General features: G+C 72.1%; 22 protein-coding genes. 13 read left to right on the forward strand and 9 right to left on the reverse strand.

The window, feature by feature from the left end:
* The first annotated feature begins 64 nt into the window (after window positions 1–64).
* From KV381_RS17655 to KV381_RS17670, 4 genes are all read left to right on the forward strand, one after another.
* Window positions 65–1363, forward strand: coding sequence for a M18 family aminopeptidase (locus KV381_RS17655; protein WP_030077044.1), 1299 nt, complete (start codon window positions 65–67; stop codon window positions 1361–1363).
* 100 nt (window positions 1364–1463) lie between these two features.
* Complete coding sequence (locus tag KV381_RS17660; RefSeq protein WP_030077045.1) at window positions 1464–1685, forward strand: DUF6458 family protein; 222 nt, start codon at window positions 1464–1466, stop codon at window positions 1683–1685.
* Between the two features lie 102 nt (window positions 1686–1787).
* A complete protein-coding gene (locus tag KV381_RS17665) occupies window positions 1788–4655 on the forward strand; it encodes an AfsR/SARP family transcriptional regulator (RefSeq protein WP_218785641.1) in 2868 nt (955 codons plus the stop codon).
* A 163-nt stretch (window positions 4656–4818) separates the two neighbouring features.
* Window positions 4819–5559, forward strand: a complete 741-nt coding sequence (locus KV381_RS17670) for a DUF4232 domain-containing protein (protein ID WP_218785643.1) — start codon at window positions 4819–4821, stop codon at window positions 5557–5559.
* A 12-nt stretch (window positions 5560–5571) separates the two neighbouring features.
* Here KV381_RS17670 and KV381_RS17675 read toward each other — a convergent pair whose 3' ends face one another.
* Window positions 5572–7389 (reverse strand): NHL domain-containing thioredoxin family protein, encoded by a 1818-nt coding sequence (locus tag KV381_RS17675; protein WP_218785645.1) that lies wholly within the window; start codon window positions 7387–7389, stop codon window positions 5572–5574.
* A gap of 64 nt (window positions 7390–7453) precedes the next feature.
* Here KV381_RS17675 and KV381_RS17680 point away from each other — a divergent pair, with 64 nt between their 5' ends.
* Window positions 7454–7945, forward strand: coding sequence for an LURP-one-related/scramblase family protein (locus KV381_RS17680; protein WP_030077052.1), 492 nt, complete (start codon window positions 7454–7456; stop codon window positions 7943–7945).
* Window positions 7946–8022: 77 nt separating this feature from the next.
* Here KV381_RS17680 and KV381_RS17685 read toward each other — a convergent pair whose 3' ends face one another.
* Window positions 8023–8421 (reverse strand): hypothetical protein, encoded by a 399-nt coding sequence (locus tag KV381_RS17685; RefSeq protein WP_030077054.1) that lies wholly within the window; start codon window positions 8419–8421, stop codon window positions 8023–8025.
* A gap of 47 nt (window positions 8422–8468) precedes the next feature.
* Window positions 8469–9260 (reverse strand): carbon-nitrogen family hydrolase, encoded by a 792-nt coding sequence (locus KV381_RS17690; protein ID WP_086779339.1) that lies wholly within the window; start codon window positions 9258–9260, stop codon window positions 8469–8471.
* Window positions 9261–9459: 199 nt separating this feature from the next.
* Between KV381_RS17690 and KV381_RS17695 the strand changes: the two genes are divergently transcribed.
* Window positions 9460–10284 (forward strand): maleylpyruvate isomerase family mycothiol-dependent enzyme, encoded by an 825-nt coding sequence (locus tag KV381_RS17695; RefSeq protein ID WP_030626630.1) that lies wholly within the window; start codon window positions 9460–9462, stop codon window positions 10282–10284.
* Window positions 10285–10339: 55 nt separating this feature from the next.
* Here KV381_RS17695 and KV381_RS17700 read toward each other — a convergent pair whose 3' ends face one another.
* Both KV381_RS17700 and KV381_RS17705 read right to left on the reverse strand, forming a co-directional pair.
* Complete coding sequence (locus tag KV381_RS17700; protein ID WP_030077060.1) at window positions 10340–11647, reverse strand: nitrate/nitrite transporter; 1308 nt, start codon at window positions 11645–11647, stop codon at window positions 10340–10342.
* Window positions 11644–12327: a GntR family transcriptional regulator gene (locus tag KV381_RS17705; protein ID WP_030077062.1), complete on the reverse strand. Its 684-nt coding sequence runs from the start codon at window positions 12325–12327 to the stop codon at window positions 11644–11646. The genes KV381_RS17700 and KV381_RS17705 overlap by 4 nt, the downstream gene beginning before the upstream one ends.
* 247 nt (window positions 12328–12574) lie before the next feature.
* Between KV381_RS17705 and KV381_RS17710 the strand changes: the two genes are divergently transcribed.
* The gene (locus tag KV381_RS17710; protein ID WP_193462665.1) at window positions 12575–13474 is read left to right on the forward strand and encodes a D-alanyl-D-alanine carboxypeptidase family protein; all 900 of its coding nucleotides are present in this window, start codon (window positions 12575–12577) and stop codon (window positions 13472–13474) included.
* Between the two features lie 87 nt (window positions 13475–13561).
* Here KV381_RS17710 and KV381_RS36920 read toward each other — a convergent pair whose 3' ends face one another.
* From KV381_RS36920 to pdhA, 3 genes are read right to left on the reverse strand one after another with little or no spacing between them, the layout of a single operon-like run.
* A complete protein-coding gene (locus tag KV381_RS36920) occupies window positions 13562–15013 on the reverse strand; it encodes a dihydrolipoamide acetyltransferase family protein (RefSeq protein WP_086779341.1) in 1452 nt (483 codons plus the stop codon).
* Window positions 15014–15024: 11 nt separating this feature from the next.
* Window positions 15025–16005, reverse strand: coding sequence for an alpha-ketoacid dehydrogenase subunit beta (locus tag KV381_RS17720; protein ID WP_030077068.1), 981 nt, complete (start codon window positions 16003–16005; stop codon window positions 15025–15027).
* A gap of 2 nt (window positions 16006–16007) precedes the next feature.
* Window positions 16008–17168 carry a pyruvate dehydrogenase (acetyl-transferring) E1 component subunit alpha gene (pdhA, locus tag KV381_RS17725; RefSeq protein WP_030077070.1) on the reverse strand — a complete coding sequence of 387 codons (1161 nt, stop codon included), beginning with the start codon at window positions 17166–17168 and terminating at the stop codon, window positions 16008–16010.
* Between the two features lie 349 nt (window positions 17169–17517).
* Between pdhA and KV381_RS17730 the strand changes: the two genes are divergently transcribed.
* The 3 genes from KV381_RS17730 (at window position 17518) to KV381_RS17740 (ending at window position 19877) form a co-directional block, all read left to right on the forward strand.
* Window positions 17518–18177: a response regulator transcription factor gene (locus KV381_RS17730; protein ID WP_030626635.1), complete on the forward strand. Its 660-nt coding sequence runs from the start codon at window positions 17518–17520 to the stop codon at window positions 18175–18177.
* Between the two features lie 94 nt (window positions 18178–18271).
* Window positions 18272–18715, forward strand: coding sequence for a pyridoxamine 5'-phosphate oxidase family protein (locus KV381_RS17735; RefSeq protein WP_030626636.1), 444 nt, complete (start codon window positions 18272–18274; stop codon window positions 18713–18715).
* A gap of 130 nt (window positions 18716–18845) precedes the next feature.
* Window positions 18846–19877: a phosphotransferase gene (locus KV381_RS17740; RefSeq protein WP_030077080.1), complete on the forward strand. Its 1032-nt coding sequence runs from the start codon at window positions 18846–18848 to the stop codon at window positions 19875–19877.
* An 80-nt stretch (window positions 19878–19957) separates the two neighbouring features.
* Here the strand turns inward: KV381_RS17740 and KV381_RS17745 are convergent, their stop codons facing one another.
* Window positions 19958–21553 carry a protein kinase gene (locus tag KV381_RS17745; protein WP_103538367.1) on the reverse strand — a complete coding sequence of 532 codons (1596 nt, stop codon included), beginning with the start codon at window positions 21551–21553 and terminating at the stop codon, window positions 19958–19960.
* Window positions 21554–21912: 359 nt separating this feature from the next.
* On the opposite strand from KV381_RS17745, the gene KV381_RS17750 reads away from it, so the two are divergent.
* The 3 genes from KV381_RS17750 (at window position 21913) to KV381_RS17760 (ending at window position 25195) form a co-directional block, all read left to right on the forward strand.
* A complete protein-coding gene (locus KV381_RS17750; protein ID WP_030077084.1) occupies window positions 21913–23565 on the forward strand; it encodes a protein kinase in 1653 nt (550 codons plus the stop codon).
* A 178-nt stretch (window positions 23566–23743) separates the two neighbouring features.
* Window positions 23744–24490 (forward strand): hypothetical protein, encoded by a 747-nt coding sequence (locus tag KV381_RS17755; RefSeq protein WP_103538366.1) that lies wholly within the window; start codon window positions 23744–23746, stop codon window positions 24488–24490.
* Between the two features lie 81 nt (window positions 24491–24571).
* Entirely contained in the window at window positions 24572–25195 is a 624-nt protein-coding gene (locus tag KV381_RS17760; protein WP_030077088.1) for a PadR family transcriptional regulator, read from the forward strand.
* The last annotated feature ends 46 nt before the right edge of the window (window positions 25196–25241 follow it).

Raw genomic sequence — 25241 nt, forward strand, 5'->3', positions numbered from 1 at the left:
CGCTGTCGTGCCGGATGCCCGGTCACCGGATACCGGACCGCGCGTCCTCGTTACAGTGAAGAACATGAGTTCCCCTCTCCGGTTCGACCGCGCCCACACCGATGACCTGATGTCCTTCCTGGCGGCCAGCCCGTCCCCGTACCACGCGGTGGCGAACGCCGCCGCGCTGCTGGCGGAGGCCGGCTTCCGGCAGGTCGAGGAGACCGCCGCCTGGGACGCGTCGGCCGGCGGGAAGTACGTGCTGCGCGGCGGGGCGATCGTCGCCTGGTACGTGCCGGAGGGCGCCGAGGCGCACACCCCGTTCCGGATCGCCGGGGCGCACACCGACTCCCCCAACCTCCGGGTGAAGCCGCTGCCCGACACCGGGGCGCACGGCTGGCGCCAGATCGCGGTCGAGGTCTACGGCGGCACCCTGCTCAACACCTGGCTCGACCGGGACCTGGGCCTGGCCGGGCGGATCTCGCTGCGCGACGGCACCCACCGGCTGGTCAACATCGACCGGGCGCTGCTGCGGGTGCCGCAGCTGGCCGTGCACCTGGACCGGTCGGCCAACACCGAGGGGCTCAAGCTCGACCGGCAGAAGCACATGCAGCCGATCTGGGGGCTCGGCGACGTCGAGGAGGGCGACCTGATCCGCTTCGTCGCCGAGGAGGCGGGCGTCGACGCGGAGGACGTCACCGGCTGGGACCTGATGCCGCACGCCATCGAGCCGCCCTCCTACCTGGGCCGCGACCGGGAGCTGGTGGCCGGGCCCCGGATGGACAACCTCCTCTCGGTGCACGCCGCGACCGCCGCCCTGGCCGCCGTCTCCGCACTGCCCGACGCCGACCTCCCGTACATCCCGGTGCTCGCCGCCTTCGACCACGAGGAGAACGGCTCGCAGTCCGACACCGGGGCCGACGGGCCGCTGCTCGGATCGGTGCTGGAGCGCTCGGTGTTCGCGCGCGGCGGCACGTACGAGGACCGCGCCCGCGCCTTCGCCGGCACGGTCTGTCTCTCCTCCGACACCGGCCACGCCGTGCACCCCAACTACGCGGAGCGGCACGACCCGACGCACCACCCGGTCGCCAACGGCGGACCGATCCTCAAGGTCAACGTCAACATGCGGTACGCCACCGACGGCAGCGGCCGGGCCGTGTTCGCCGCGGCCTGCGAGAAGGCGGGCGTGCCGTGGCAGAGCTTCGTGTCCAACAACGCGATGCCCTGCGGCACCACGATCGGTCCGATCACCGCGGCCCGGCACGGCATCCAGACCGTGGACATCGGCGTGGCGATCCTCTCGATGCACAGCGCGCGCGAACTGTGCGGCGCCGACGACCCGTATCTGCTGGCGAACGCGCTCGCCTCGTTCCTCGCGGGCTGATCCGCCGCCCAACCGCCGCCGCGCACATGCTTGTTGCCGGGCCGGGTACGCGACCCGTACACCGGCCCGGATTCACCGGGCGGTCGAGGAGGCGGAATTCATGGGACTCGGAGGATGCATTCTCCTGATCGGCGGCGGCGCGATCCTGGCGTTCGCCACGGACTGGAAGCTGGACTCGGTCAATGTGGACCTGGTCGGCTGGATCATGATGCTCGTCGGCCTCGTCGGGGTCTTCGTCTACATGAGCATCGCGCGCCGCCGCCGGATGGTCGTGCCGCCCACCACCACCGTCGTCCAGGACGACGAGCAGCGCTACCGCTGACGGCCCGCGGCGGCCCGGCGAGGGCCCTGCGGGGGCCGGATATTCTGGGGCGGATCCCGCGCCCCCGCCGTGGGCGCGTCCCGCCCCGAAGAGGAGCCGTCCGTGGAGTTCCGGCTGCTCGGCACGGTCACTGTCGAAACGCTCGCCGGACCGCTGCCCCTGGGGCCCGCCAAGCGACGCAGCCTGCTCGCCGCGCTGGTGCTGTCCGCCAACACCCCGGTCCCGGTCGGCCGGCTGACGGACTCCCTCTGGGACGACACCCCGCCGTCGCAGGCCCGTGGCGTCATCCAGGGCCATGTGTCGCGGCTGCGCGCCCTGCTGGTGGGCGCGGACGCGGAGGCGTACGGGGTCGAACTGGCCACCCTCGGCGACGCGTACGTCCTGCGGGTGCCCGAGACGCTGGTGGACGCGCAGCGGTTCGAGGAACTGCTGATGCTGGCACGCGAACAGCGCACCTGGGCGGATACCGCGCTGATGCTGAAGGAGGCCCTGTCCCTCTGGCAGGGCCCGGCCCTCAGCGGGGCGTTCACCGGTCCGCCGCTCCGGGCCGCCGCGCACTCCCTGGAGGAGTCGCGGCTGGCGACGGTCGAGCAGCTGGCCCGTGCGTACGGAGAGCTCGGCGAGCACCACCGGGCGGCGGCGCTGCTGGCGGCGGAGACCGCGGCGCATCCGCTGCGCGAGTCGCTGGCGGCGGAACTGATGCTGGCGCTGTACCGGGCGGGGCGGCAGTCGGAGGCGCTGGACCGTTTCCACCGTACGAGACGGCTCCTCGCCGATGAGCTGGGCATCGACCCGGGGCACGAACTCGCCGACGCGTACGCGCTGATCCTGCGGGGTGAGCCGGGGGCGGGGCCGGGAGGTCCGGGGTCCGGCCTCGGCGCGGCTCGGGGCAGCGCACCGGGCCCTGCCGCCGCTCCGGTCGCTGCCCCGGACCCGGCCGGCGCCCCGGATCCCGCCCGGACCGCCGGCCCCGCCCGTACCTCCGACGCCGCCCGGCCCGCTGCCCCTGCCGGTGCGGTGCCCGTACCGCACCCGGGGCACGCCGGAGAGCCGCTGCCCGTCGATCTGCTCCCCCGGGCGCCCCGTGGCTTCCACGGGCGGGCCGCCGAGCTGGCCGCGCTCACCCGGGCGGCGGCGGGCGAGGCGCCCGTCTGTCTGGTCACCGGACCGGCCGGGGTCGGCAAGACCGCGCTGGCGCTCCAGTGGGCGCACCGCAGCGGCGCGCTCTTCCCGGACGGGCGCCTCTTCGCCGATCTGCGCGGGTTCAGCGAGGCCGGTGAGCCCGCGCTCGTCGACGTCCTGCGGGAGTTCCTGCTCGCGCTCGGCGTCGCACCCCGCCGGATACCGGAGTCCGCCCCGGCGGCCGCCGCGCTCTTCCGCTCGCTGTCCGACCGGCGCAGGCTGCTGGTCGTCCTCGACAACGCCCGCGACTCCGCCACCGTCAGGGCGCTGCTGCCGGGCGGCACGGACTGCGTCACGCTGGTCACCAGTCGGCACCGGCTGGAGGGGCTGATCGCCTCGGACGCCGCCCGGCCCGTACCGCTCGGCACGCTGGAGGCCGACGACGGCACGGCGCTGCTCGCCGGGGTGCTGGGGGAGGAGCGGGTGCGCGCCGAACCGGTGGCGGCCCGCCGGCTCGCCGAGCTCTGCGGCGGGCTGCCGCTCGCGCTGCGCGTCACCGCCGCCCGGCTGGCGGGGCGGCCGCACTGGACGCTGGCCGCCCTCGCCGACGAACTGGCCGACGAGCGCGGCCGGCTGGCCTGTCTCGACGTGGACGACACCGGTGTCGCGGCCGCGCTGCGGCTGACCGTCCAGCATCTGCCGCCGGAGGCCGTCCACCAGTTCGCGCGGCTCGGGCACCATCCCGGCGGCCCTGTCGACCCGTACGCGGCCGCCGCGCTCGCGGGGACGGACCCGGTCGCCGCGGCGGCCGCGCTGGAGCGTCTCGCCGCCGCCCACCTCGTCGCCGAGACCGCCCCGGGCCGGTGGATCCTGCACGACCTGGTGCGCCTGTACGCCCGGGGCCTCGACCCGGCATCGGCGCACGAGGCCCTCACCGGCGTGCTCGACCACTGCATCGCCACCGCGCTGGCCGCCGCCGACACGGCGGAGCCCGGCGGCGAGCCCTGCTTCGTGCTGCCGGACGGCTACCGCAAGCCCGCCGCCGTACGGGACTTCGCCGACCGTGCGGAGGCGATGCGCTGGCTGGCGGCCGAGCGCGAGAACCTGGCGCTGGCCGCCGTGGCGGCGCGGGAGGCGGGTCTGGAGGACCGGGCCTGGCGGATCATCCTGCTCCAGTGGCCGCAGGTGGTGTGGCGGGTACGGGACAACTGGGCGCCGCTGCTGGAGCTGGCCCTGGAGTCGGCCCGGGCCGGGAAGGACGCGTACGCCGAGTCGAGGGTGCTCACGCTGCTGGGCTGGGTGCTGACGGAGGAGGGCCGGACCACCGAGGCCGCCGCCGTACTGGAGCGCTCACCGGTGCTCGCCCGGGAGGCCGGCGACCCGCTGGGCGAGGCGACCGCGCTGATCAACCTGGCCGTCGTCCAGGCCGAGCTGGGCGAGCTGCCGACCGCGCTGGAGAACTGCGCCCGCGCCGTGGAGCTGTGCCGCGGGGAGGAGGACCGGCACACCGAGATGCTCGGTCTCCAGCACCTGGCCCGGATGCGGCTCACCGCGCACCGCCCGCAGGAGGCGCTGGACTGTGCGCGGGCCGCGCTCGATCTGGGCCCCGAGCACGAGGAGGCGGTACGCCGGTCGCTGCTGCTGGCGGTCTGCGGCGAGGCGCGGATCGCGCTGGGCGAGGAGGAGGACGGCATCCGGCTGCTGGACCGGGCCGCGCAGGAGGCGGAGAAGGCCGGTTACGACGACGGGGCCGTGCAGGCGCTGGAGGCGCTGCTGCGGGTGTCGGCGCGGACGGATTACCGGCGGCGGTACGACGCGGCGCTGCGGCGGCTCACCGACGAGGTCTGACCGGCTGACCTGCGGGTTCTCGCTGCCGCCCGGGACATCAGCCGTACGTCAGCGGGACGGCAGCGATACGTGAGCGGCGACGGTCAGAGTCGTTCCTGTCAGCAGTTCGCGGGCGGGCGTCTCGACCGGGCGTCCGCCTCACCGTCTCCCCGGGGGAATCTCCGTGCGTACCTTCCGCAACCGCACCACCGTCCTGGCCGCCGCGACCACGGCCGCCCTCGCTCTCACCCTCACCGCCTGCGGCGACGACGGCTCCGGCACCCGTTCGGAGGGCGCGGCCGACAGCTCCGCGACCACCGCCGCGTCGGCCGCCGGGTCCGGGAAGGACGCCGGCTCCGAGAAGGGCGGCGACGACGCGGCGGAGACCGGCGCCAAGGGCTCCGCCGGCAGCTCCACCGGCACCGGCACCGCCCAGCCCGCGGGCGCGGCCAAGAGCTCCGGCGGTTCCGGAAACACCGGCGGCACGTCCGAGAAGGCCGCCGTCGCCCTCTGCACGGCGAAGGGCCTGAGCATCACCGCCGAGCGTCAGGACGGCCCGCCCTACACCCACCTCACGCTCTCCGCGAAGAACACCTCCGGCACGAGCTGCGAGATGAAGGAGTACCCGCACATCCACTTCCTGGACAACGCGCGGGGCGTCGTCCCGCCCGTCGCCAAGAGCAAGCCGCAGGCCCCGGTGATCCTGGAGCCCGGCCAGTCCGCTCATGCCGCGGTGCGCATGTCCGAGGGCGGCCGGAAGGAGAACACCGAGACCGTGAAGGAGTTCACGGTCACGCTGAAGGCCAACGGCGGCGGCATGGCGGTCGTGAAGTCCCCCGCCGCCGAGGGCCTGTCCGTCAACCCGCAGACGTGGGCCACCGGCTACTGGACCACCGAACTGCGCAACGGCGCCGACGAGTTCTGATCCGTCGAGCGGTCACGCGGGGCCGTCCATCCCGGCGAGCACCAGCGCCAGCCGGGATGCGCCTTCCGTCGTGACGCGGACCGGCACCCCCCAGTCCTGCTGGTGCACATGGCAGGCCGGGTACTCGTTGGCCGGGTCGTCGTCGCAGGACGCCGCCATCGCGGAGACGTGCAGGACGCCCTCGGTGACCCCGTCCGCGAGCACCAGATCGCGCCCGAGGTCCGTGCCCGCGCCGGAGCCCTCCGCCAGCAGCTCGGGCGGGGTCGCGGAGACCAGCAGGCGGGTCGAGGGCCCGTAGCGGGTGTCCAGCTTCTGTCCGGCGGGGGCCTGGAAGACCACGTCGAGGCGGAGGGTGCCCGGGGCGATCTCGGTGGCGGCCCGCTGGGTGCGGTGCGCCCGGTCCGCGACCCGTACCGCCTCCTCGGGCAGCCGGAGGCGGGTCAGCCGGTGGCGGGCCGACTCGACGACGACCAGGTCGCCGTCGACCAGCACCGCGTCGCTGGGCTCGCGGACATCGGTGGCCAGGGTGGTGACCTCGCCGGAGTCCGGGTCGTACCGGCGCAGGGCGTGGTTGTACGTGTCGCTGATCGCGACGGACCCGTCGGGCAGCGCGGTCACGCCGATCGGGTGCTGCAGGAGCGCCTGTTCGGCGGCCCCGTCGCGGTGGCCGAAGTCGAAGAGGCCGGTGCCCACGGCGGTGTGCACCCGCGCCTCGCGGTCGACCCAGCGCAGCGCGGAGGTCTCGGAGTCGGCGACCCAGAGCCGCTCCCCGTCGGCGGAGACGGCGAGCCCGGACGGCTGGGCGAACCAGGCCTCGTCGGCCGGCCCGTCGACCAGGCCCTCGTTGGTGGTCCCGGCGGCCACGCGTACGGTCGCGCTCTCCGGGTCGTACGTCCACAGCTGGTGCACGCCCGCCATGGCGATCCACAGCCGGTCGCCGAACCAGGCGACGTCCCACGGCGAGGAGAGGTCCACCTCGCGCGCCGGGCCGCTGGCCGGGGTTCCCTGCCACCACTGGCGGCCGGTGCCGGCGAGGGTGCTGGTCACCCCGGTCGTGAGGTCCAGGGCGCGGATGGCGTGGTTGACGGTGTCCGCGACGGCGACGCGGCCGTCCGGGAGCACGGCGAGCCCCTGCGGTTCGCTGAACCGGGCCTCGTCCGGACCGCCGTCGGCCAGCCCGCGTTCGCCCGTGCCGAAGTGACGTCGTACGGTCTCACCGTCCGCGTCCAGCTCGACCAGGCGGTGGCGGGTGGTGTCGGAGACCAGGAAGCCGCCGTCGGGCAGGAGCAGTGCCTTGCCCGGGAAGCGGAGGTGCGTGGCGACGGGCTCGGGCGCGACGTAGGGGCCGTCACCGCGGCGGAGCGTGCCCTTGGCGGCGTGCTCGGCCTCCAGCTCCTCGACGAGCTTCTCGATGGCGTGCGCGTGGCCCTCGCCCGCGTGCTGGGCGACGACATAGCCCTCGGGGTCGATCACGACGAGCGTCGGCCAGGCCCGTACGGCGTACTGCTTCCAGGTGGCCAGCTCGGGGTCGTCGAGGACGGGGTGGTGGACCTCGTAGCGCTCGACGGCGTCGACGACGGCCTGGTGCTCGGCCTCGTGGACGAACTTCGGCGAGTGGACGCCGATGATCACCACGGTGTCGCGGTGCTTCTCCTCCAGCTCGCGCAGCTCGTCCAGGACATGCAGACAGTTCACACAGCAGAAGGTCCAGAAGTCCAGGATGACGATGCGTCCTCGCAGGTCAGCGAGGGTGTACTGCTGGTCGCCTGTATTGAGCCAGCCGCCCTTGCCGATGAGTTCGGGGGCGCGGACGCGTGCACGTGTTGCCATGTCACCAGTCAACACCGTCCCGGCCTGCGCGCATTCCGCCGGGCCCCGGGGGAACCTGTGACGCATGAGACTTCTCGTACGTGAGCGGATGTTCGCCATCGGCGACGACTACTGGATCGAGGACGACGGGGGCCGCAAGGTCTTCCTGGTCGACGGCAAGGCGATGCGGCTGCGCGACACCTTCGAGCTGAAGGACGCCGACGGCCGGGTCCTGGTCGAGCTGCGGCAGAAGCTGATCAGCCTGCGCGACACGATGCTCATCGAGCGGGCCGGCGAGGAGCTGGCGAAGGTCAAGCGCAAGCGGCTGTCGCTGCTCCGCAACCACTACCGGGTCACGCTGGTGGACGGCACGGAGCTGGACGTCAGCGGCAAGATCCTGGACCGCGAGTTCGCCATCGAGTACGACGGCGAACTGCTGGCCCAGATCTCGCGCCGCTGGCTGACCATCCGGGACACGTACGGCATCGACGTCGTCCGGGACGACGCCGACACCGCGCTGCTCATCGCCGTGGCGATGTGCGTGATCGTGCTGGCGGAGAAGGAGAAGGAAGGCTGAGCCCGTTCCCACGGACGGGACCGAGCCCGGGAGTTCGTTGTTTCACGTGAAACGTCGCGTCTGTCCGGACCGTGCGGTCAGGTTCCGGCTCGTTCCTCCTGCCGTGCGGCTGCCCGCCGGTCCGCCTGCACGAAGGTGGCCGCCGCAAGGGTGACGGTGGCCGCGAAGGAGACCGCGAGGGCCGGGTTGAGCCAGGAGGGGACGACCCCGCTGTTGAACAACCGGCCGTCGGTGGTGCGGCACAGGACATGCACCGGGAGGTAGCGCACCTCGTGGGTCTCCACCCGGGCGCCCTCCGGCAGGCCGGGCGCGGACCGGCAATGGTGCATGGGCGTCGAGTCCGCTCCCGAGCCGACCTCGCTGACCGCGAAGCCGGCCAGGAGAAGGCCGAGAAGGTAGAGGACGACCGTGGTCGAGGCGGCGCATATCGCCGTGCCACGGAGCAACGTCGATGCGGCAGTGCCCTGTTCAGCCATGGCGCTCACTGTAAGCAGGGCGTCGCGACCGCCCGTGCGGAACGCCCTCAGAGCGGCGGCGCGAGCCCCAGCCGACGGTCCTTCAGGGCCGGGAACTGGTCCCGGGTCGTGCGGACCTTCTCCGGATCCAGCTCGACGGTCAGGATCTCCTCGTCCGCGCCCGCCTGCGCCAGCACCTCGCCCCAGGGGTCGATGACGCTGCTGTGCCCGGCCTGCTGGACGCCCGCGTGCGTGCCGGCCGTGCCGACGGCGAGGACGTACGCCTGGTTCTCCACGGCGCGGGCCTGCGCCAGGAGCGTCCAGTGGGCGCGCCGGCGCTCGGGCCAGCCCGCCGCCACCACCAGCGTTTCGGCGCCCGCGTCGACGAGCCCCCGGAACTGCTCCGGGAAGCGCAGGTCGTAGCAGGTGGCGAGGCCCAGGGTGGTGTCCGGCAGGGCGACGGTCACCAGCTCCTCGCCCGCGCCCATCATCACCGCCTCGCCCTGGTCGAAACCGAAGCGGTGGATCTTGCGGTAGGCGGCCGTGCGCTCGCCCTCGGGCGAGAAGACCAGGCTGGTGTTGTACAGGGTTCCGTCGTCCGCGCGTTCGACGAAGGATCCGGCGTGCAGCCAGACACCGGCCTCGGCGGCGGCCTTCGCCATCACCTCGTGCGTAGGGCCTTCCAGCGGCTCGGCCTCCGCCTCGAAAGCGGTGTAGGCGAACGCCCCGACCGGCCAGAGTTCGGGAAGAACCACCAGGTCAGCGCCGCGCTGGGCGACCACCAGAGAGGCCGCTCGCGCCCTGCGGGCCTCGACGGATTCGTCCGGGTCCACTGCGATCTGGATGAGGGAGGCGCGCACACTACCACCGTCCTGGCATTCAAGCCGTCAACACGGGCCTACGATCGTCACACGAAAGCACTGCCGGGGTGCCTGCTCGCAGCGTAACTTAGCGGTCGAACCTCCCACGCAGCCCGCCGACAGCGCCGTCAGAGCCGGCCCACCCGCCGGCACTCCCTGCTCTCCAGCCCATGCACCGCAGAACCGCACGAGGGGTCCCGTGACCGTCCATCCCAGCCTCCAGCCCTACACCGACGCCGCGACCCACTCCATCGAGGCGATAGCCGAGCTGGTGAAGCCCCTCGCCGAGAGCGAGTGGAACCGCCGTACGCCCTGCCCGGGGTGGTCGGTGCGCGACATCGTGTCGCACGTCATCGGCATGGAGTGCGAGATGCTCGGCGATCCGCGGCCGATCCACACCCTGCCGCGCGACCTCTACCACGTACAGAGCGACTTCGCCCGGTACATGGAGATGCAGGTCGACGTCCGGCGCCACCACACCTCCCCGGAGATCACCGCCGAGCTGGAGTACGTCCTCATCCGCCGGGCCCGCCAGATCCGCAACGAGTCGCGCAGCCCCGAGACCAAGGTCCGCGCGCCCCTGGGCGCCGAGCAGACCCTCGAAACGGCGCTGAATCTGCGGGCCTTCGACCTCTGGGCGCACGAACAGGATCTGCGCACCACGCTCGGACAGCCGGGCAACCTCGACTCCCCCGGCGCCCTGATCACCCGGGACATGCTGCTCGCCGGGCTGCCGAAGGTGGTCGCCAAGAGCGCGGGCGCGCCCGCCAACTCGGCGGTCGTCTTCGATGTGCACGGCCCGGTGGAGTTCCTGCGGACGGTCCGGGTCGACGCCGAGGGCCGCGGTTCGATCGACGGCGCGCCCTCGCTGGGCCCCGCCGTGACGCTGTCGCTGGACTGGGAGACGTATGTCCGCCTCGCCTGCGGCCGGGTCCGGCACGCGGCCGTCGCCGACCGGATCAAGGTCGAGGGCGACCAGGAGCTGGCCACGGCGATCCTGGACAACTTCGCCGTGACCCCGTGACGCCATGACTCCGTTACCGCTTCACGGGCACGTGCCCGCGCCCCGGGGTTGAGGGCTACGCGGGCACGTGCACGGCCTCGACGCGGCTGACCACATGGTGGTCGCGTTCCCTGAGCGCCGCCCGGCGGCGCAGCCGCAGGATCTGGGCGACGCCGAGCGCCTCCAGGACGAAGACCGAGGCGAACGCGACGCGGTAGTTGTCGCCCGTGGCGTCCAGCAGGACCCCGACGGCGAACAGGGTGGTCATCGAGGCGACGAAGCCGCCCATGTTGACGATGCCCGACGCGGTCCCCTGGCGTTCGGGCGGGTTGGCCGGGCGGGCGAAGTCGAAGCCGACCATCGAGGCCGGACCGCAGGCTCCGAGCACCAGGCACAGGACGACCAGCAGCCACATCGGCGTGCGGTCGGCCGGATAGAAGATCGCGGACGCCCAGAGCAGGGCCGTCGTCGCCACCGTGCCCAGCGCGATCGGGACGCGCGCCCCGTGGTGGCGGGCGATGATCTGCCCGTACACGAGCCCGACCACCATGTTGGACAGCACCACCAGGGTGAGCAGGGTGCCCGCCGTGCCCCGGCTCAGCCCCTGCGCCTCGACCAGGAACGGCATGCCCCACAGCAGCAGGAACACCATCGCCGGGAACTGGGTGGTGAAGTGCACCCACATCCCGAGCCGCGTCCCGGGCTCCCGCCAGGCGGCGGCGATCTGCCGGCGCACGTACACGGCCCCGGCGTGCTCGGCGGGCGGCGGCTCATGGCCCTCGGGGTGGTCCTTGAGGAACAGCAGGAGCAGCACCAGCACCACCACGCCCGCCAGCGAACTGCCGACGAACGTCGTGGTCCAGCCGTAGCTGTGCAGCGCCCGCGCGATGAACAGCGTCGAGACGAGGTTGCCCGCCATCCCGAACAGCGCCGCGACCTGGCCGATCAGCGGACCGCGCCGGGCCGGGAACCAGCGGCTGCCGAGCCGCAGCACGCTGATGAAGGTCATCGCGTCGCCGCAGCCGAGCAGCGCGCGGGCCGCCAGCGCCATCCCGTACGACGGGGAGAGCGCGAAGCCGAGCTGACCGACCGTGAACAGCACGACCCCGATGGTCAGGACCTTCTTGGTGCCGAGCCGGTCGACCATCAGCCCGACGGGTATCTGCATGCCCGCGTAGACCAGGAGCTGGAGGATGGAGAACGTGGAGAGCGCGGAGGCGTTGACGTCGAACCGGTCGGCGGCGTCGAGTCCGGCGACGCCCAGGCTCGTACGGAAGATGATCGCGACGAAGTAGACGGCGACCCCGATGCCCCAGACCCAGGCGGCACGCCGGCCGCCGGGCGGGTCACCGGGCAGGGAGAGCGTGGGGGCGGCCGAACTCACCGGTCCTCACCCCGCACCAGCACCCGCACCCGGCCGACATGGCGCCGCACGACCTGCGCGGCCAGCTCGGCGTCCCCGGCCCGGATCGCGTCCAGCAGCTCGCCGTGCTCGGTGACGTTGGCCTCGATCCTGCCGGGGTGGGCCTCCATCACCGCGACGCCCATCCGCAGCTGACGGTCGCGCAGCTGGTCGTAGAGGCGCGAGAGGATCTCGTTGCCCGCGTACTTCACGATCTCGGCGTGGAAACAGCGGTCCTTGACGGCCACCGCCGCCAGATCGCCGGCCTCCGCCAACTGCCGCTGCTCCTCCAGCAGCTGCTCCAGCCGCTCGATCAGCTGCGGCGACGCGGGCACCGCCTTGCGCGCGGCGAACTCCTCGACCAGCAGCCGGGTCTCCACCACGTCCTTGATCTCCTGCGCGGAGACGGCGAGGACGAGCGCGCCCTTCTTCGGATAGAGCTTGATCAGCCCCTCGACCTCCAGCCGCAGCAGCGCCTCCCGCACGGGCGTGCGGGAGACCCCGACCACGTCCGCCAGGCCGCCTTCGGTGAGCAGCGTGCCGCCCTCGTAACGGCGGTCCAGGACCGCTTCCTTGATGTGCGTGTAGACGCGTTCGGCGGCGGGCGGGCGCTTGAGGGAGGTGGACGTGGACCGTACGGGGGCGGAGGGCGCGGCAGGCATGCGCACAGCATAGATACAACATGCACGCATGGGGACCGGCGTCCGGATTCTGGACCTCCGGAACGATCGCCTCCTCCAGCGCCCCGGCGGCGGGCCCGGACGGCTGCGGACGCCGACCGGAGGGCGTCCCGGTCAAGCCCGCGCAAAATCACCCGTTCGGTAACACATCCATTGCCCCGCCCCAGGAGTCTCATCTGCGAGCGGCACCCTTATGTGGCCGCATATCAGGGGCATTTGGAGCGTTCAGTTGAAAATCGGCATCAAGCGCATCAATCGCGTCACCGTGACGGCCACCGTGACCCTCACCGCCGGTGCGGTGCTCGCGGGCAGCGCCTTCGCCTCCACGGCGCACGCCGCCGCACCGCCGACTCCGAAGATCGTCGCCAAGGGCGGCTTCGTGATGAACGACGCCACCGGGAAGACCCTCTTCACCAAGTCCGCGGACACCCGCCGGGCCACCGGCTCCACCACGAAGATCATGACCGCGCTGGTCGTGCTGTCGCAGAAGAACGTGAACCTGAAGTCCAAGGTCACGATCCAGAAGGCCTACAGCGACTACATCGTCTCGAAGAACGCCTCGTCCGCCCGGCTGATCGTCGGCGACAAGGTCACCGTGGGCCAGCTCCTCTACGGTCTGATGCTCCCCTCCGGCTGCGACGCCGCGTACGCCCTGGCCGACAAGTTCGGCTCCGGCAAGACCCGTGCGGCCCGCGTGAAGTCGTTCATCGGCAAGATGAACTCCACGGCGAAGAGCCTCAAGCTGAAGAACACCCGCTTCGACTCGTTCGACGGCATAGGGGGTGGCAACAACTACTCGACCCCCCGTGACCTGACGAAGATCGCCAGCAAGGCGATGAAGAACTCCACGTTCCGCTCCATCGTCAAGACCAAGTCGACGAAGCAGAAGGTGACCACGAAGAACGGTGGCTACCGCTACATGTCGTGGAGCAACACCAACAAGATGCTCAGCAGCTACAGCGGAGCGACCGGCGTCAAGACCGGCTCCGGCCCGACCGCCAAGTACTGCCTGGTCTTCGCGGCGACCCGCAAGGGCAAGACGGTCATCGGCACGGTGCTCACCTCGTCCTCCGAGGCGAACCGCACCGCCGACGCGAAGAAGCTGATGGACTACGGGTTCAAGAAGTAGCCCGCCCGCGTCGTACGGCGAAGGGGCCCGGCCCGCACGTGATGTGCGGGCCGGGCCCCTTCTACGTAAAGGCCGCCGATAAACGCGTTACGCCCAGGTGATCAGGCGCTTCGGCTGCTCCAGGATCGCCGCCACATCGGCCAGCACCTTGGAGCCCAGCTCTCCGTCGACCAGGCGGTGGTCGAACGACAGGGCCAGCGTGGTGACCTGACGCGGCTTCACCTTGCCCTTGTGGACCCACGGCTGGAGCTTGATCGCGCCGACCGCCAGGATCGCGGACTCACCGGAGTTGAGGATCGGCGTACCGGTGTCGACGCCGAAGACGCCGACGTTGGTGATGGTCACCGTGCCGCCCGCCATCGCGGCCGGGGAGGTCTTGCCGTCCCGGGCCGTGGTGACCAGCTCGCCCAGGGCCGCCGCGAGCTGCGGCAGCGTCTTGTCGTGCGCGTCCTTGATGTTCGGCACGATCAGACCGCGCGGGGTGGCCGCCGCGATGCCCAGGTTCACGTAGTGCTTCTGCACGATCTCCTGGTTGGCCTCGTCCCAGGCGGCGTTGACCTCGGGGTTCCGCTTGATCGCGACGAGGAGGGCCTTGGCGATGACGAGGAGCGGATTGACCCGCACCCCCGCCATGTCCTTGTCCTCCTTCAACTCGGCCACGAGCTTCATCGTGCGCGTCACGTCGACCGTGATGAACTCGGTGACGTGCGGCGCGGTGAACGCGCTGCCGACCATCGCCTGCGCGATGGCCTTGCGGACGCCCTTGACCGGGATACGGGTCTCGCGGGCGGAGTCGGAGACCACCGCCGGGGCCTCGGCGACCGCCGGTGCGACAGCCGCCGGCGCGGGGGCCGGGGCAGCCGCCGGAGCAGCGGCCGGCGCCGCCGCGGCGTGGACGTCCTCGCGGGTGATGATGCCGTCCTTGCCGGTCGGTACCACCGTCGCCAGGTCGATGCCCAGGTCCTTGGCCAGCTTGCGCACCGGGGGCTTGGCGAGCGGACGGCCGCCCTGGGCCGGCACCGCCGCGGCCGGGGCGGCGGGCGCGGCGGGTGCCGCGTGCCCGTTCAGCTCGGCCTGCACCGCCGCCGCGACGGCGGCGGCCTCCGGAGTGGCCGACGCCCCCTTGCGCGGACGGCGCTTGGTGGAGCTCTCGGCGACGCCGTAGCCCACCAGGACCGGCGTACGGCCCTTCGGCTCGGCCTCCGCCTCGGGCTCCGCGGCCGGCTCCTGGGCCGGAGCGGCGGCGGCCGGGGCGGGCGCGTCGCCGCTGCCCGGGGCCACGTCGATCGCGATGATCACCTGGCCGACGTCGACGGTCGTGCCCTCGGGGAAGCGCAGCTCGTGCACCACCCCGTCGAACGGGATCGGCAGCTCGACGGCCGCCTTCGCGGTCTCGACCTCGCACACGACCTGGCCGTCGGTGACGGTGTCGCCGGGCTGGACGAACCACTTGAGGATCTCGGCCTCGGTCAGTCCTTCGCCCACGTCGGGCATCTTGAACTCACGGAAGCGAGCAGACGTTTCGGTCATCGTCGTCACGAACCCTCTCCTCAGAACGCCAGCGAGCGGTCGACGGCGTCGAGCACCCGGTCCAGGCCGGGCAGATACTCGTCCTCCAGCCGGGCCGGCGGGTACGGGACGTGGTAGCCGCCGACCCGCAGCACGGGCGCTTCGAGGTGGTAGAAGCAGCGTTCGGTGATCCGGGCGGCGATCTCCGCACCGGAGCCGTAGAAGACGGGCGCCTCGTGGACGACCACGACCCGGCCGGTCTTCTCGGCCGACGTCTGGATGGCGTCGAAGTCGATCGGGGACATCGAGCGCAGGTCCAGGACCTCGATCGACTTGCCCTCCTCCTGGGCGGCCGCGGCCGCTTCCAGGCAGACCTTCACCATCGGCCCGTACGCGACGAGCGTGAGGTCACTGCCCTCGCGGACGGTGACGGCCCTGTGCAGCGGGCCGGGGATGGACTCGGTGTCGACCTCGCCCTTGTCCCAGTAACGCCGCTTGGGCTCGAAGAAGATGATCGGGTCGTCGCTCTGGACGGCCTGCTGCATCATCCAGTAGGCGTCGCTCGCGTTGGACGGCGAGACCACCTTGAGGCCCGCGACATGCGCGAAGAGCGCCTCGGGGGACTCGCTGTGGTGCTCGACCGCGCCGATGCCGCCGCCGTACGGAATGCGCACGACGACCGGCAGCTTGACCTTGCCGAGCGCGCGGGCGTGCATCTTGGCGAGCTGCGTGACGATCTGGTCGTACGCGGGGAAGACGAAGCCGTCGAACTGGATCTCGACGACCGGGCGGTAGCCGCGCAGGGCCAGGCCGATCGCCGTGCCGACGATGCCGGACTCGGCGAGCGGGGTGTCGATCACCCGGTCCTCGCCGAAGTCCTTCTGGAGTCCGTCGGTGATCCGGAAGACGCCGCCGAGCTTGCCGACGTCCTCACCCATGATGAGGACCTTGGGGTCGTTGTCGAGGGCCAGGCGGAGCGACTCGTTGAGCGCTTTCGCGATGGACATCTTTTCCACGGCCATGGCTACTTGCCCTCCTCGGCAGAGTCGGCGAACGATGCCTGGTAGGCGGCGAACTGGGCGCGCTCCTCGTCCACGAGGGAGTTGCCGTCGGCGTAGCCGTGTTCGAACAGGGCCATCGGGTCCGGGTCGGGCATCGCGCGTACCGCTTCCCGTACCCGCTTGCCGAGGGTCTCGCTCTCCTCGTCCAGCGCCGTGAAGAAGGCCTCGTCCGCGAGCTTCTCCTTCTCCAGGTACGCGCGCAGCCGCAGGATCGGGTCCTTGGCCTCCCAGGCGGCCCGCTCCTCGTCGGCCCGGTACTTCGTCGGGTCGTCGGAGGTGGTGTGGGCGCCCATGCGGTACGTGAACGCCTCGACGAGGGTCGGGCCCTCGCCGCGGCGGGCGCGCTCCAGCGCGGAGCGGGTGACGGCGAGACAGGCGAGGACGTCGTTGCCGTCGACCCGGACGCCGGGGAAGCCGTAACCCTGGGCGCGCTGGTAGAGCGGCACGCGGGTCTGGCGCTCGGTGGGCTCGGAGATGGCCCACTGGTTGTTCTGGCAGAAGAACACGACCGGGGCGTTGTAGACCGCGGAGAAGGTGAACGACTCGGCGACGTCGCCCTGGCTGGAGGCGCCGTCACCGAAGTACGCGATCACGGCGGAGTCCGCGCCGTCCTTGGCGACGCCCATGGCGTAGCCGGTGGCGTGCAGCGTCTGCGAGCCGATGACGATCGTGTACAGGTGGAAGTTGTTGCTGTTCGGGTCCCAGCCGCCGTGGTTCACCCCGCGGAACATGCCCAGCAGATTGGTCGGGTCGACGCCGCGGCACCAGGCGACGCCGTGCTCCCGGTAGGTCGGGAAGACGTAGTCGTCGTCGCGCAGGGCCCGGCCGCTGCCGATCTGGGCGGCCTCCTGGCCGAGCAGCGAGGCCCACAGGCCCAGCTCGCCCTGACGCTGGAGGGCGGTCGCCTCGGCGTCGAAGCGGCGGGTGAGCACCATGTCGCGGAACAGGCCGCGCAGTTCGTCGGGGCTCAGGTCGATGCTGTAGTCCGGGTGCTCGACGCGCTCGCCCTCGGGCGTCAGCAGCTGTACGAGCTGGGGCTCGGAACTCTGCGGCTTCTTCGCGGCGCTGGTCCGCTTACTGGCGCGTCGCGGTTTACGCGCGGCGGCAGTGCTCTCCACGGTCACGTGCGTGCTCCTCCGTCGGTCCGGCCCCCGGGGTCTGCCGGGAAACCAGTGCGGCTCGCCTGAATCCGACAGCCGTGCACGGGGTGGGTGCCGGTCGGCCGGGATCAGGCGTGACAGGTGCCCCGGCGAGCGCCCTGTCATAGGCACGTTACCCAGTGCATCGCATAACTGCGAAACCCTATCTGACCTGCGATTTTGCTTGGATTTCCAAGTAAATCGAAAAAATCGCGAAGCTCTGCTGGTCAGGGCACTGGAAACAGCCTTGCAGGCCGCCGGAACAACGGCACGTTATCCCGCGGATCAGCGCCAGGGAAGAGCGGAGGGGAAGCGAGTGTGTGAGACTGCGATCGTGCGCGAAGAAGGAAAAATCACGGTATTTCTGCTCGACGATCATGAGGTCGTCCGGCGCGGCGTCCATGAGCTGCTCGCCTCCGAACCGGACATCGAGGTGGTCGGCGAGGCCGGCACGGCGGCGGACGCGCTGGTGCGGATCCCGGCGACGCGTCCCGATGTGGCGGTGCTCGACGTGCGGCTGCCGGACGGCAGCGGGGTGGAGGTGTGCCGGGAGGTCCGTTCCCAGGACGAGAACATCAAGTGCCTGATGCTCACCTCGTACGCCGATGACGAGGCGCTTTTCGACGCGATCATGGCGGGCGCCTCGGGATATGTGCTGAAGGCGATCCGCGGCAATGAACTGCTGAATGCCGTACGGGACGTGGCCGCCGGAAAATCGCTGCTGGACCCGGTGGCGACCGCCCGGGTGCTGGAGCGGCTGCGCGACGGCGGCAACGGCAGGGGCGACGACAAGCTCGCCGGCCTCACCGAGCAGGAGCGCAAGATCCTGGACCTGATCGGCGAGGGGCTGACCAACCGGGTCATCGGGGAGCGTCTGCACCTCGCCGAGAAGACCATCAAGAACTACGTCTCCAGCCTGCTGTCCAAGCTGGGCATGGAGCGCCGCTCGCAGGCGGCCGCGTACGTCGCACGGCTCCAGGCCGAGCGCCGCTGAGCCCGCCGCCGCCGGCGCGGCGGGACTTTGGTCCCGCGCCACCCGGGGCAGGCGACTCTTACGCGGCCCCTACGGCCGGGGGACAGTGGAAGCCATGTCCTTCGACTCCCACGGATCCCGCCACGCACGCCGCGCGGTCGGCACGGTCGAGCGGGCCGAGCCGCTCGATCTGCTCGGCCGGGTCCCGTACGGCCGCCTCGCGACCAGCATGCGGGCCCTGCCGTTCCTGGCGGTGGCCCGGCACATCGTGTGCGACGGCCGCATCCTGCTGCGGATGCACAGCGGCTTCGGCCATCACGAGGCGTGCGACGGCAGTGTCGTCGCGTACGGGGCGGACAACTACAACGACGCGGCGTCCGGCGACGGCGGCAATCTGTGGTCGGTGCAGTTCACCGGACCCGCCGAGATCGTGCGCCCCTGCCCCGAGCAGGAGGAACTGTTCGGCGCGGCGCCCGTCTCCGTCAACGGGGAGCCCTACGCGCCGGCCTATCTGCGGGTCGATCCGCACTTCGTCACGGAACACACGCTGGACTTCTGAGGCTCGGGCGCCCTCTAGCGCACCGGCGGGCGTGACCGCAAGTCCGCGAAGCGGCCACGCAGAGTGATCTAACATCTGGTAAGTGCCGCGCTCATATGTCACTCGTCCGCCTGTTCCCCCGGTCGGCGAGGTGCTGCGCCGTTACCCGGGCGTGGGCGAGCCGCTCGCCTGCGAGCCGATCACCAAAGGCCTGCTGAACCACGGATACCGCGTCTCCACCACGAGCGGTTCCTATTTTCTCAAGCACCATCTCGACAAGAAGCATCTCGACGACCCCAGCGGGGAACGCGCCGCGATCGTGCGCCAGCACCGCGCCACCCAGCGCCTGAAGTCGCTCGGCGTGCCCGTCGTACCGCCCTTGACGGACACCCGGGGCGACACCGTCACCGTGATCGGCGAACGGTGCTACGCCCTCCACCCCTGGGTCAACGGCCTCCACCGGGTCGGGGCCCAGCTGACGCTCGCCCAGTCGCAGCGGCTCGGAACGCTCCTGGGGACCGTGCACACCGGCCTGGAGCAGGTGATGGCGCCGCGCGACGGCCCGCGTCCGGCGCGAGAGCCCGCCCGGCCGGGGCACCGCAGCCCGGACGCCGCCGACACCTTCGCGCTGATCGACGACCTGCTGGCCGCCGCGCGCGGGCAGAGCGGCCGGGACACCCCGCGCGACGCGTTCGACGAACTCGCCGTGCACCGGCTCGTGGAGCGCCGCGCCCTGCTCGAACAGCACGCCCACCGCCGCCCGCCCACGCCGGACGGGCCGGCCACGGGGTGGGTGCACGGCGACTTCCACCCGCTGAACCTGCTCTACCGGGGCGCCGATCCGGTCGCGATCGTGGACTGGGACCGGCTGGACGTACAGCCGCGCGCCGAGGAGGCGGTACGGGCGGCGGCGATCTTCTTCGTCCGGCCGACCGGCGAGCTGGACCTCGCGAAGGTCCGGGCGTACGCCCGCGCGTACCGGCGGGCCGCCGGGGCGGGGGCGGCGGAGCTGGCGGCGGCGGTGCACCGGGTGTGGTGGGAGCGGCTCAACGACTTCTGGATACTCCGCTGGCGCTACCGCCTCGACGACCGCAGGGCCGACCCGCAGTTCCCCGCGGTGTCGGCCCTGGCGGTGTGGTGGACGCGGGAGTACGAGGCGGTGTGCGCGGCCTTCACGGAGTGAAGCGGTGCGTCAACGCGCGAGCCCGGCGCGCGCCACTGGGGCGTGCGCCGGGCTCAGGGGCGATGCGATGCGGTGGCGCGTTACCCCGCCGTGGCACCCACAGAGGTGTCTCCGGGCGTCGTGCCCGTACCGCCGTCCTCCCCGCCGGCCCCGCCCTCGACGGCGCCGCCCGGGGTGCCGGGGTCGGTGCTCGGACCGGTCGGATCACCGGTGGGCTCGCCGCTGCCGCCCTCGTTCGTGCTGCCGTCCGACGTCCCGGCGTCCGTGTCGGTCGGCGTCGGGGACGGGCTGAACGTGGGCTCGCTCGGCGTCGGGTCCGGGGTCCACGGCGGCGGGTTCGGCTCGGTCTGGCCACCGCTGGTGGTGTCCGGCTCCTCCGGCTCGTCGCTCTCCTCCTCGGACGGCTCCTCCGAGGGCTCCTCCTCGGACTGGCTGACCGAGGTGGACGGGGTGACCGGGTCCTTCTCCTTGTCGCCGTCGCCCTGCGCCGCGTTGAGGGCGAACGCGACGCCCGCGCCGATCGCGATCAGGGCCAGCAGGACGAAGAGCCACATCTTGCCGCGCCCGCCGGAGCGCCGCTGCCCGCCGCCACCGTCGTAACCGCCGTCGTCCGGGTTGTACGGCGGCAGGATCGGGCCCTGCGAGGTGTCGCCGTGCATCGGGTGGCCCGTGCCCATCGCGCGGGTGGAGCCGGTCATCCCGTGCGGCGGGGTCTGGCCGCCCTCGTGCAGCGTGACCGGGCCGGTGTTCCAGGTGCCCGTGTGACCGCCCTGCACCTGGAGCATCTGCAGGCTGTACTGGACGAGCCCGCGCATCTCCTCGGCACTCTGGAACCGGTCGTCCGGGTCCTTCGCCAGCGAGCGCATCACCATCCCGTCCAGCTCCGGCGGCACCACGTCCGAGACCTCGGACGGCGGCACCGGGATGTCCTGGACGTGCTGGTAGACCACCGAGAGCGGGGTCTCGCCGGTGAACGGGGGCCGCAGCGCGAGCAGCTCGTAGAGCAGGCAGCCGGTGGCGTACAGGTCGGACCGGTGGTCGACGGCCTTGCCGAGCGCCTGCTCGGGGGAGAGGTACTGCGGGGTGCCCATGACCATGCCGGTCTGGGTCATCGTCGACTGTGCGCCGTGCAGCGCGCGGGCGATGCCGAAGTCCATCACCTTGACCGCGCCGGAGTCCGTGATGATCACGTTGGCGGGCTTGATGTCACGGTGCACGATGCCGTGCTGGTGCGAGTACGCCAGGGCCTCCAGCACGCCCGAGACGATGATCAGCGCCTGCTCGGGCGGCGGGGCCTCGGCGGTCAGGAGGAGGTCGCGGATGGTGCGGCCCTCGACCAGCTCCATCACGATGTACGGGACGGTCTGGCCGCCCACGACGTCCTCGCCGGAGTCGTACACGGCGACGATCGCGTGGTGGTTGAGGCCCGCGACGGACTGTGCCTCGCGGGTGAAGCGGGCCTTGGAGACCGGGTCCTCGGCCAGGTCGGAGCGGAGCAGTTTCACCGCGACCGTCCGTCCGAGCCGGACGTCCTCCGCCGCGTAGACCTCCGCCATGCCGCCCCGGCCGAGCCGGTGGGTCATCCGGTAACGTCCGTCACCGACGACGCCGCCGACGCCCCAGGAGTCGGTGCCATCCGAAACTCCGCCGCCGTTTGCTTCGGAATCGGGTGCCATCAGTCCTCGCCGTCGTATCTGTCCGCGCGTCCGCGGGTTCTCACGGTGCCTTGCTGCACGTGCTGCATTGCCACGTCACGCTACAGCCTCCGCCGGACACCCCGGTTCCGCCGCGGAAGGATCATCGGACCGCCCGGCGCGTCCTACACCTGAATTTGATGCGTTTCCTGTAACGCTTCCGAGACGCTTCTTGTGCGTAGGGTCACGGAACGGGCACCCGGCTTGACGTGTCGGACCCCTACGGCAGACTTGGCGCGTAATCGCGTTGTACGGAACCGCGTCGCACGCAATCACGTCAGACAGAAACTGTCAGGCAGAACATCGCGTGCCACCGCGCGCCGCCGAGGGGGATGCAAGTCATGAGCCAGGACGGCGCACAGGGCCGCTACGCGGGCGGGGCGGTCGCGGGCGGCCGCTACCAGCTGCGCGACCTGCTCGGCGAGGGCGGGATGGCATCCGTCTACCTGGCCTACGACTCCGCCCTGGACCGCCAGGTCGCGATCAAGACCCTGCACACCGAGCTCGGCCGCGAGCAGTCCTTCCGCGAGCGCTTCCGGCGCGAGGCGCAGGCCGTCGCCAAGCTCCAGCACACCAACATCGTCTCCGTCTTCGACACCGGCGAGGACGAGCTCGGCGGTGCGCTGATGCCGTACATCGTCATGGAGTACGTCGAGGGGCAGCCGCTCGGCTCGGTGCTGGCCACCGACATCCGCGATCACGGCGCGATGCCGGCCGACAAGGCCCTCAAGGTGACGGCGGACGTGCTCGCCGCCCTGGAGACCAGCCACGAGATGGGCCTGGTCCACCGGGACATCAAGCCCGGCAACGTGATGATGACCAAGCGCGGCGTCGTCAAGGTGATGGACTTCGGCATCGCCCGCGCCATGCAGTCCGGCGTCACCTCGATGACCCAGACCGGCATGGTCGTCGGCACCCCGCAGTACCTCTCCCCCGAGCAGGCCCTGGGCCGCGGCGTCGACGCCCGCTCCGACCTGTATTCGGTCGGCATCATGCTCTTCCAGCTGCTCACCGGCCGGATCCCGTTCGACGCGGACTCGCCGCTGGCCATCGCGTACGCGCATGTGCAGGAGGAGCCGGTCGCGCCCTCCAGCATCAACCGGGCGGTCACCCCGGCGATGGACGCCCTCGTCGCCCGCGCCCTCAAGAAGAACCCGAACGAGCGCTTCCCGAGCGCCGCCGCGATGCGCGACGAGATCGCCCGGGTGCTGAACGCCTCCGGCGGCCAGTCCGGCGCCCCGGTGATCGTGGCCGGGGGCGGGCCCGCCAACAGCGGTTCCGGTGTCGGTTCGGCGGTGTTCCCGCCGGTCGACCAGAGCACCCCGGCGCCGCACAGCGTGCAGACGCCGTACCAGCCGCATCCGCAGCACCAGCAGCCCCACCAGCCCGGCCCGTACAGCCAGCCGACCCCGGCGCCCACGCCGAGCTACGGCTACCCGCAGTCCGGCCAGGTCCAGGGCTACCCGACCCCGGGCCCCCTGTCGCACCAGACCCCGCCGCCGTACTCGATCAGCCCGCAGCACTCCACGGCCGTCGGCACCACCGACCGCGGCGGCTCGAAGCGGAACATGCCGGTCATCGTCGGCTCTATCGTCGTCGCCCTGCTGGCCATCGGCGGCCTGATCACCGCCATCGCCCTCCAGGGCAAGGACGACGAGGCGGGCAAGGGCGGCGAGACGGGCACGGGCACCGAGCAGGTGGAGGGCTACCGCCCGCCGGAGCGCAACCGCACGATGAAGGACACGGAGTGCTCCGGCGCGTCCGAGGACTCCAACGACCCGAAGAAGGTCCGCGCGCCCAGCTTCATCTACAAGGACATCCTGTCGGCGAAGGCGTGCGCCGCCGCCGCCGGCTGGACGATCAAGGAGATCGAGGAGCCGGGCAACACGTACGCCGACGGCCAGGTCGTCGGCCAGTTCCCGTCCTCCGGTGCGGCGGTCGACGAGCGCGGCGCCCACTTCGAGCTGAAGGTCTCCACCGGCAAGCCCTCCTGAGCCTCCGCCGGTACGTCGGACACCGCCCGGCCGGGCGGTGTCCGAAGGTGATCGTTACCGGTCCACAGATCTCGCCGGATCTTCGTCGTGGACCGGTAAGTGGACCGGTAAAGAGCCCCTGACTTCCGGATACCGCGTCCGGGATGCCGGATACAGGGGCCCGTGTGACGCTGATCTCATGGCTCCAGGACTTCCGGCCGCATGGCTGTCGAGGTGTGCGGTCTGTCTGCTGGCGGCGGTCGGAGCGGCGCTGGGGCCGTCGGCGGTCTCCGCCCACGGTTCGTCGGCGCCCGACGGTCCGCCGTCCGTGACCGCCACGGTCCCCGGCACGTCGGGTCCCGCCGCCACCGCGCCCGCCGGCCCGTCCTCCCCGGCCCCTCCGCCGTCCGCCCCGTCGGGCTCCACGTCCCCCTCGACGCTTCCTTCCGCCCTGCCCCTGCCGTCCGGCGTTCCGGTCCCCGGAGTATCGGGGACCGGCCCGGTCCCGTCCTCCCCGGTGGCGACCGGGCACGACGCGCAGGCCCCCGCCGGGCCCGGAGCCGACCCTCCGGAACCCTCCTCCTCCGCTTCCGCTTCTCCCGACGTCTCCGGCTCGACCGCCCCGCTGGCCGGGCGCGAGGCCGGGGCCGGGAAGGAGCGACCCGGGCGTTCGCTGTCGCCGTTGGAGCAGGCGCGGGCCGAGGATCCCGAGGATCCCGTCGAGCAGCCTGAGCCCGAGGAGGCCGAGGAGCCGGTCGTGGACGCCGTCGACCTGCCCGTTTCCCCTCCGCCGTCCGATGCCTTCACCGATCCGGGGCAGCGGTCCGTGCAGGCGCTGGACGCCGCGGACGTGCGCCGGGTGCAGCAGGTCTCGCTCGGTTCGGGCGTCGCCCTGGTCGGTCTGGGGCTCGGCTTCCTCGCGTTCCGTATGCGCCGCGCGAACTGAGCGTCGCGCCGCGCTGATCCACCCCCTCCCGGCGGCCGTCGCGACTTGCCAGGACGAACATACTCGGTATACATACTCAGTATGTCCATTCGCCACGGCCTACTGGCCCTGCTGGAACGGGGCCCGCGTTACGGGTCCCGGCTCCGCACCGAGTTCGAGTCGCGCACCGGCTCCACCTGGCCCCTGAACGTCGGGCAGGTCTACACGACGCTCAGCCGCCTGGAACGCGACGGCATGATCGTCCAGGACGGTACGGACGACGCCGGGCACGACCTCTACGCCATCACCGACGACGGCCGCGCCGAGCTGCGCACCTGGTTCGAGACGCCCGTGGACCGCACCAGTCCGCCCCGCGACGAGCTGGCCATCAAGCTCGCCATGGCCGTCGGTGCGCCGGGCGTCGACATCCGCGACGTCATCCAGTCCCAACGCCACCACACACTCCAGGCGATGCAGGACTACACCCGGCTCAAGGCCCAGGCCCTGGCCGACATCCCGGCCAACCGGGACGAGGTCGCCTGGCTGCTCGTCGTGGAGCAGCTGATCTTCCAGGCGGAGGCCGAGGCCCGCTGGCTGGACCACTGCGAGTCCCGCCTCGTCCGCCTCGCCGAGGCCGCCGCCGTCGAGCCCACCGAGGAGCCCGGCCCCGCGGCCACCCGCGGCCCGGCCCGCTCACTGGCCGGCCGCATCCGCTCCCGGCGCTGACGCCGGCGCGCCCGGCCCGGCCGGTGCCGTACCGCCGTCACCCGTG

This window comes from Streptomyces sp. WY228 (genome assembly GCF_019287315.1).
Lineage (GTDB): Bacteria > Actinomycetota > Actinomycetes > Streptomycetales > Streptomycetaceae > Streptomyces > Streptomyces caviscabies.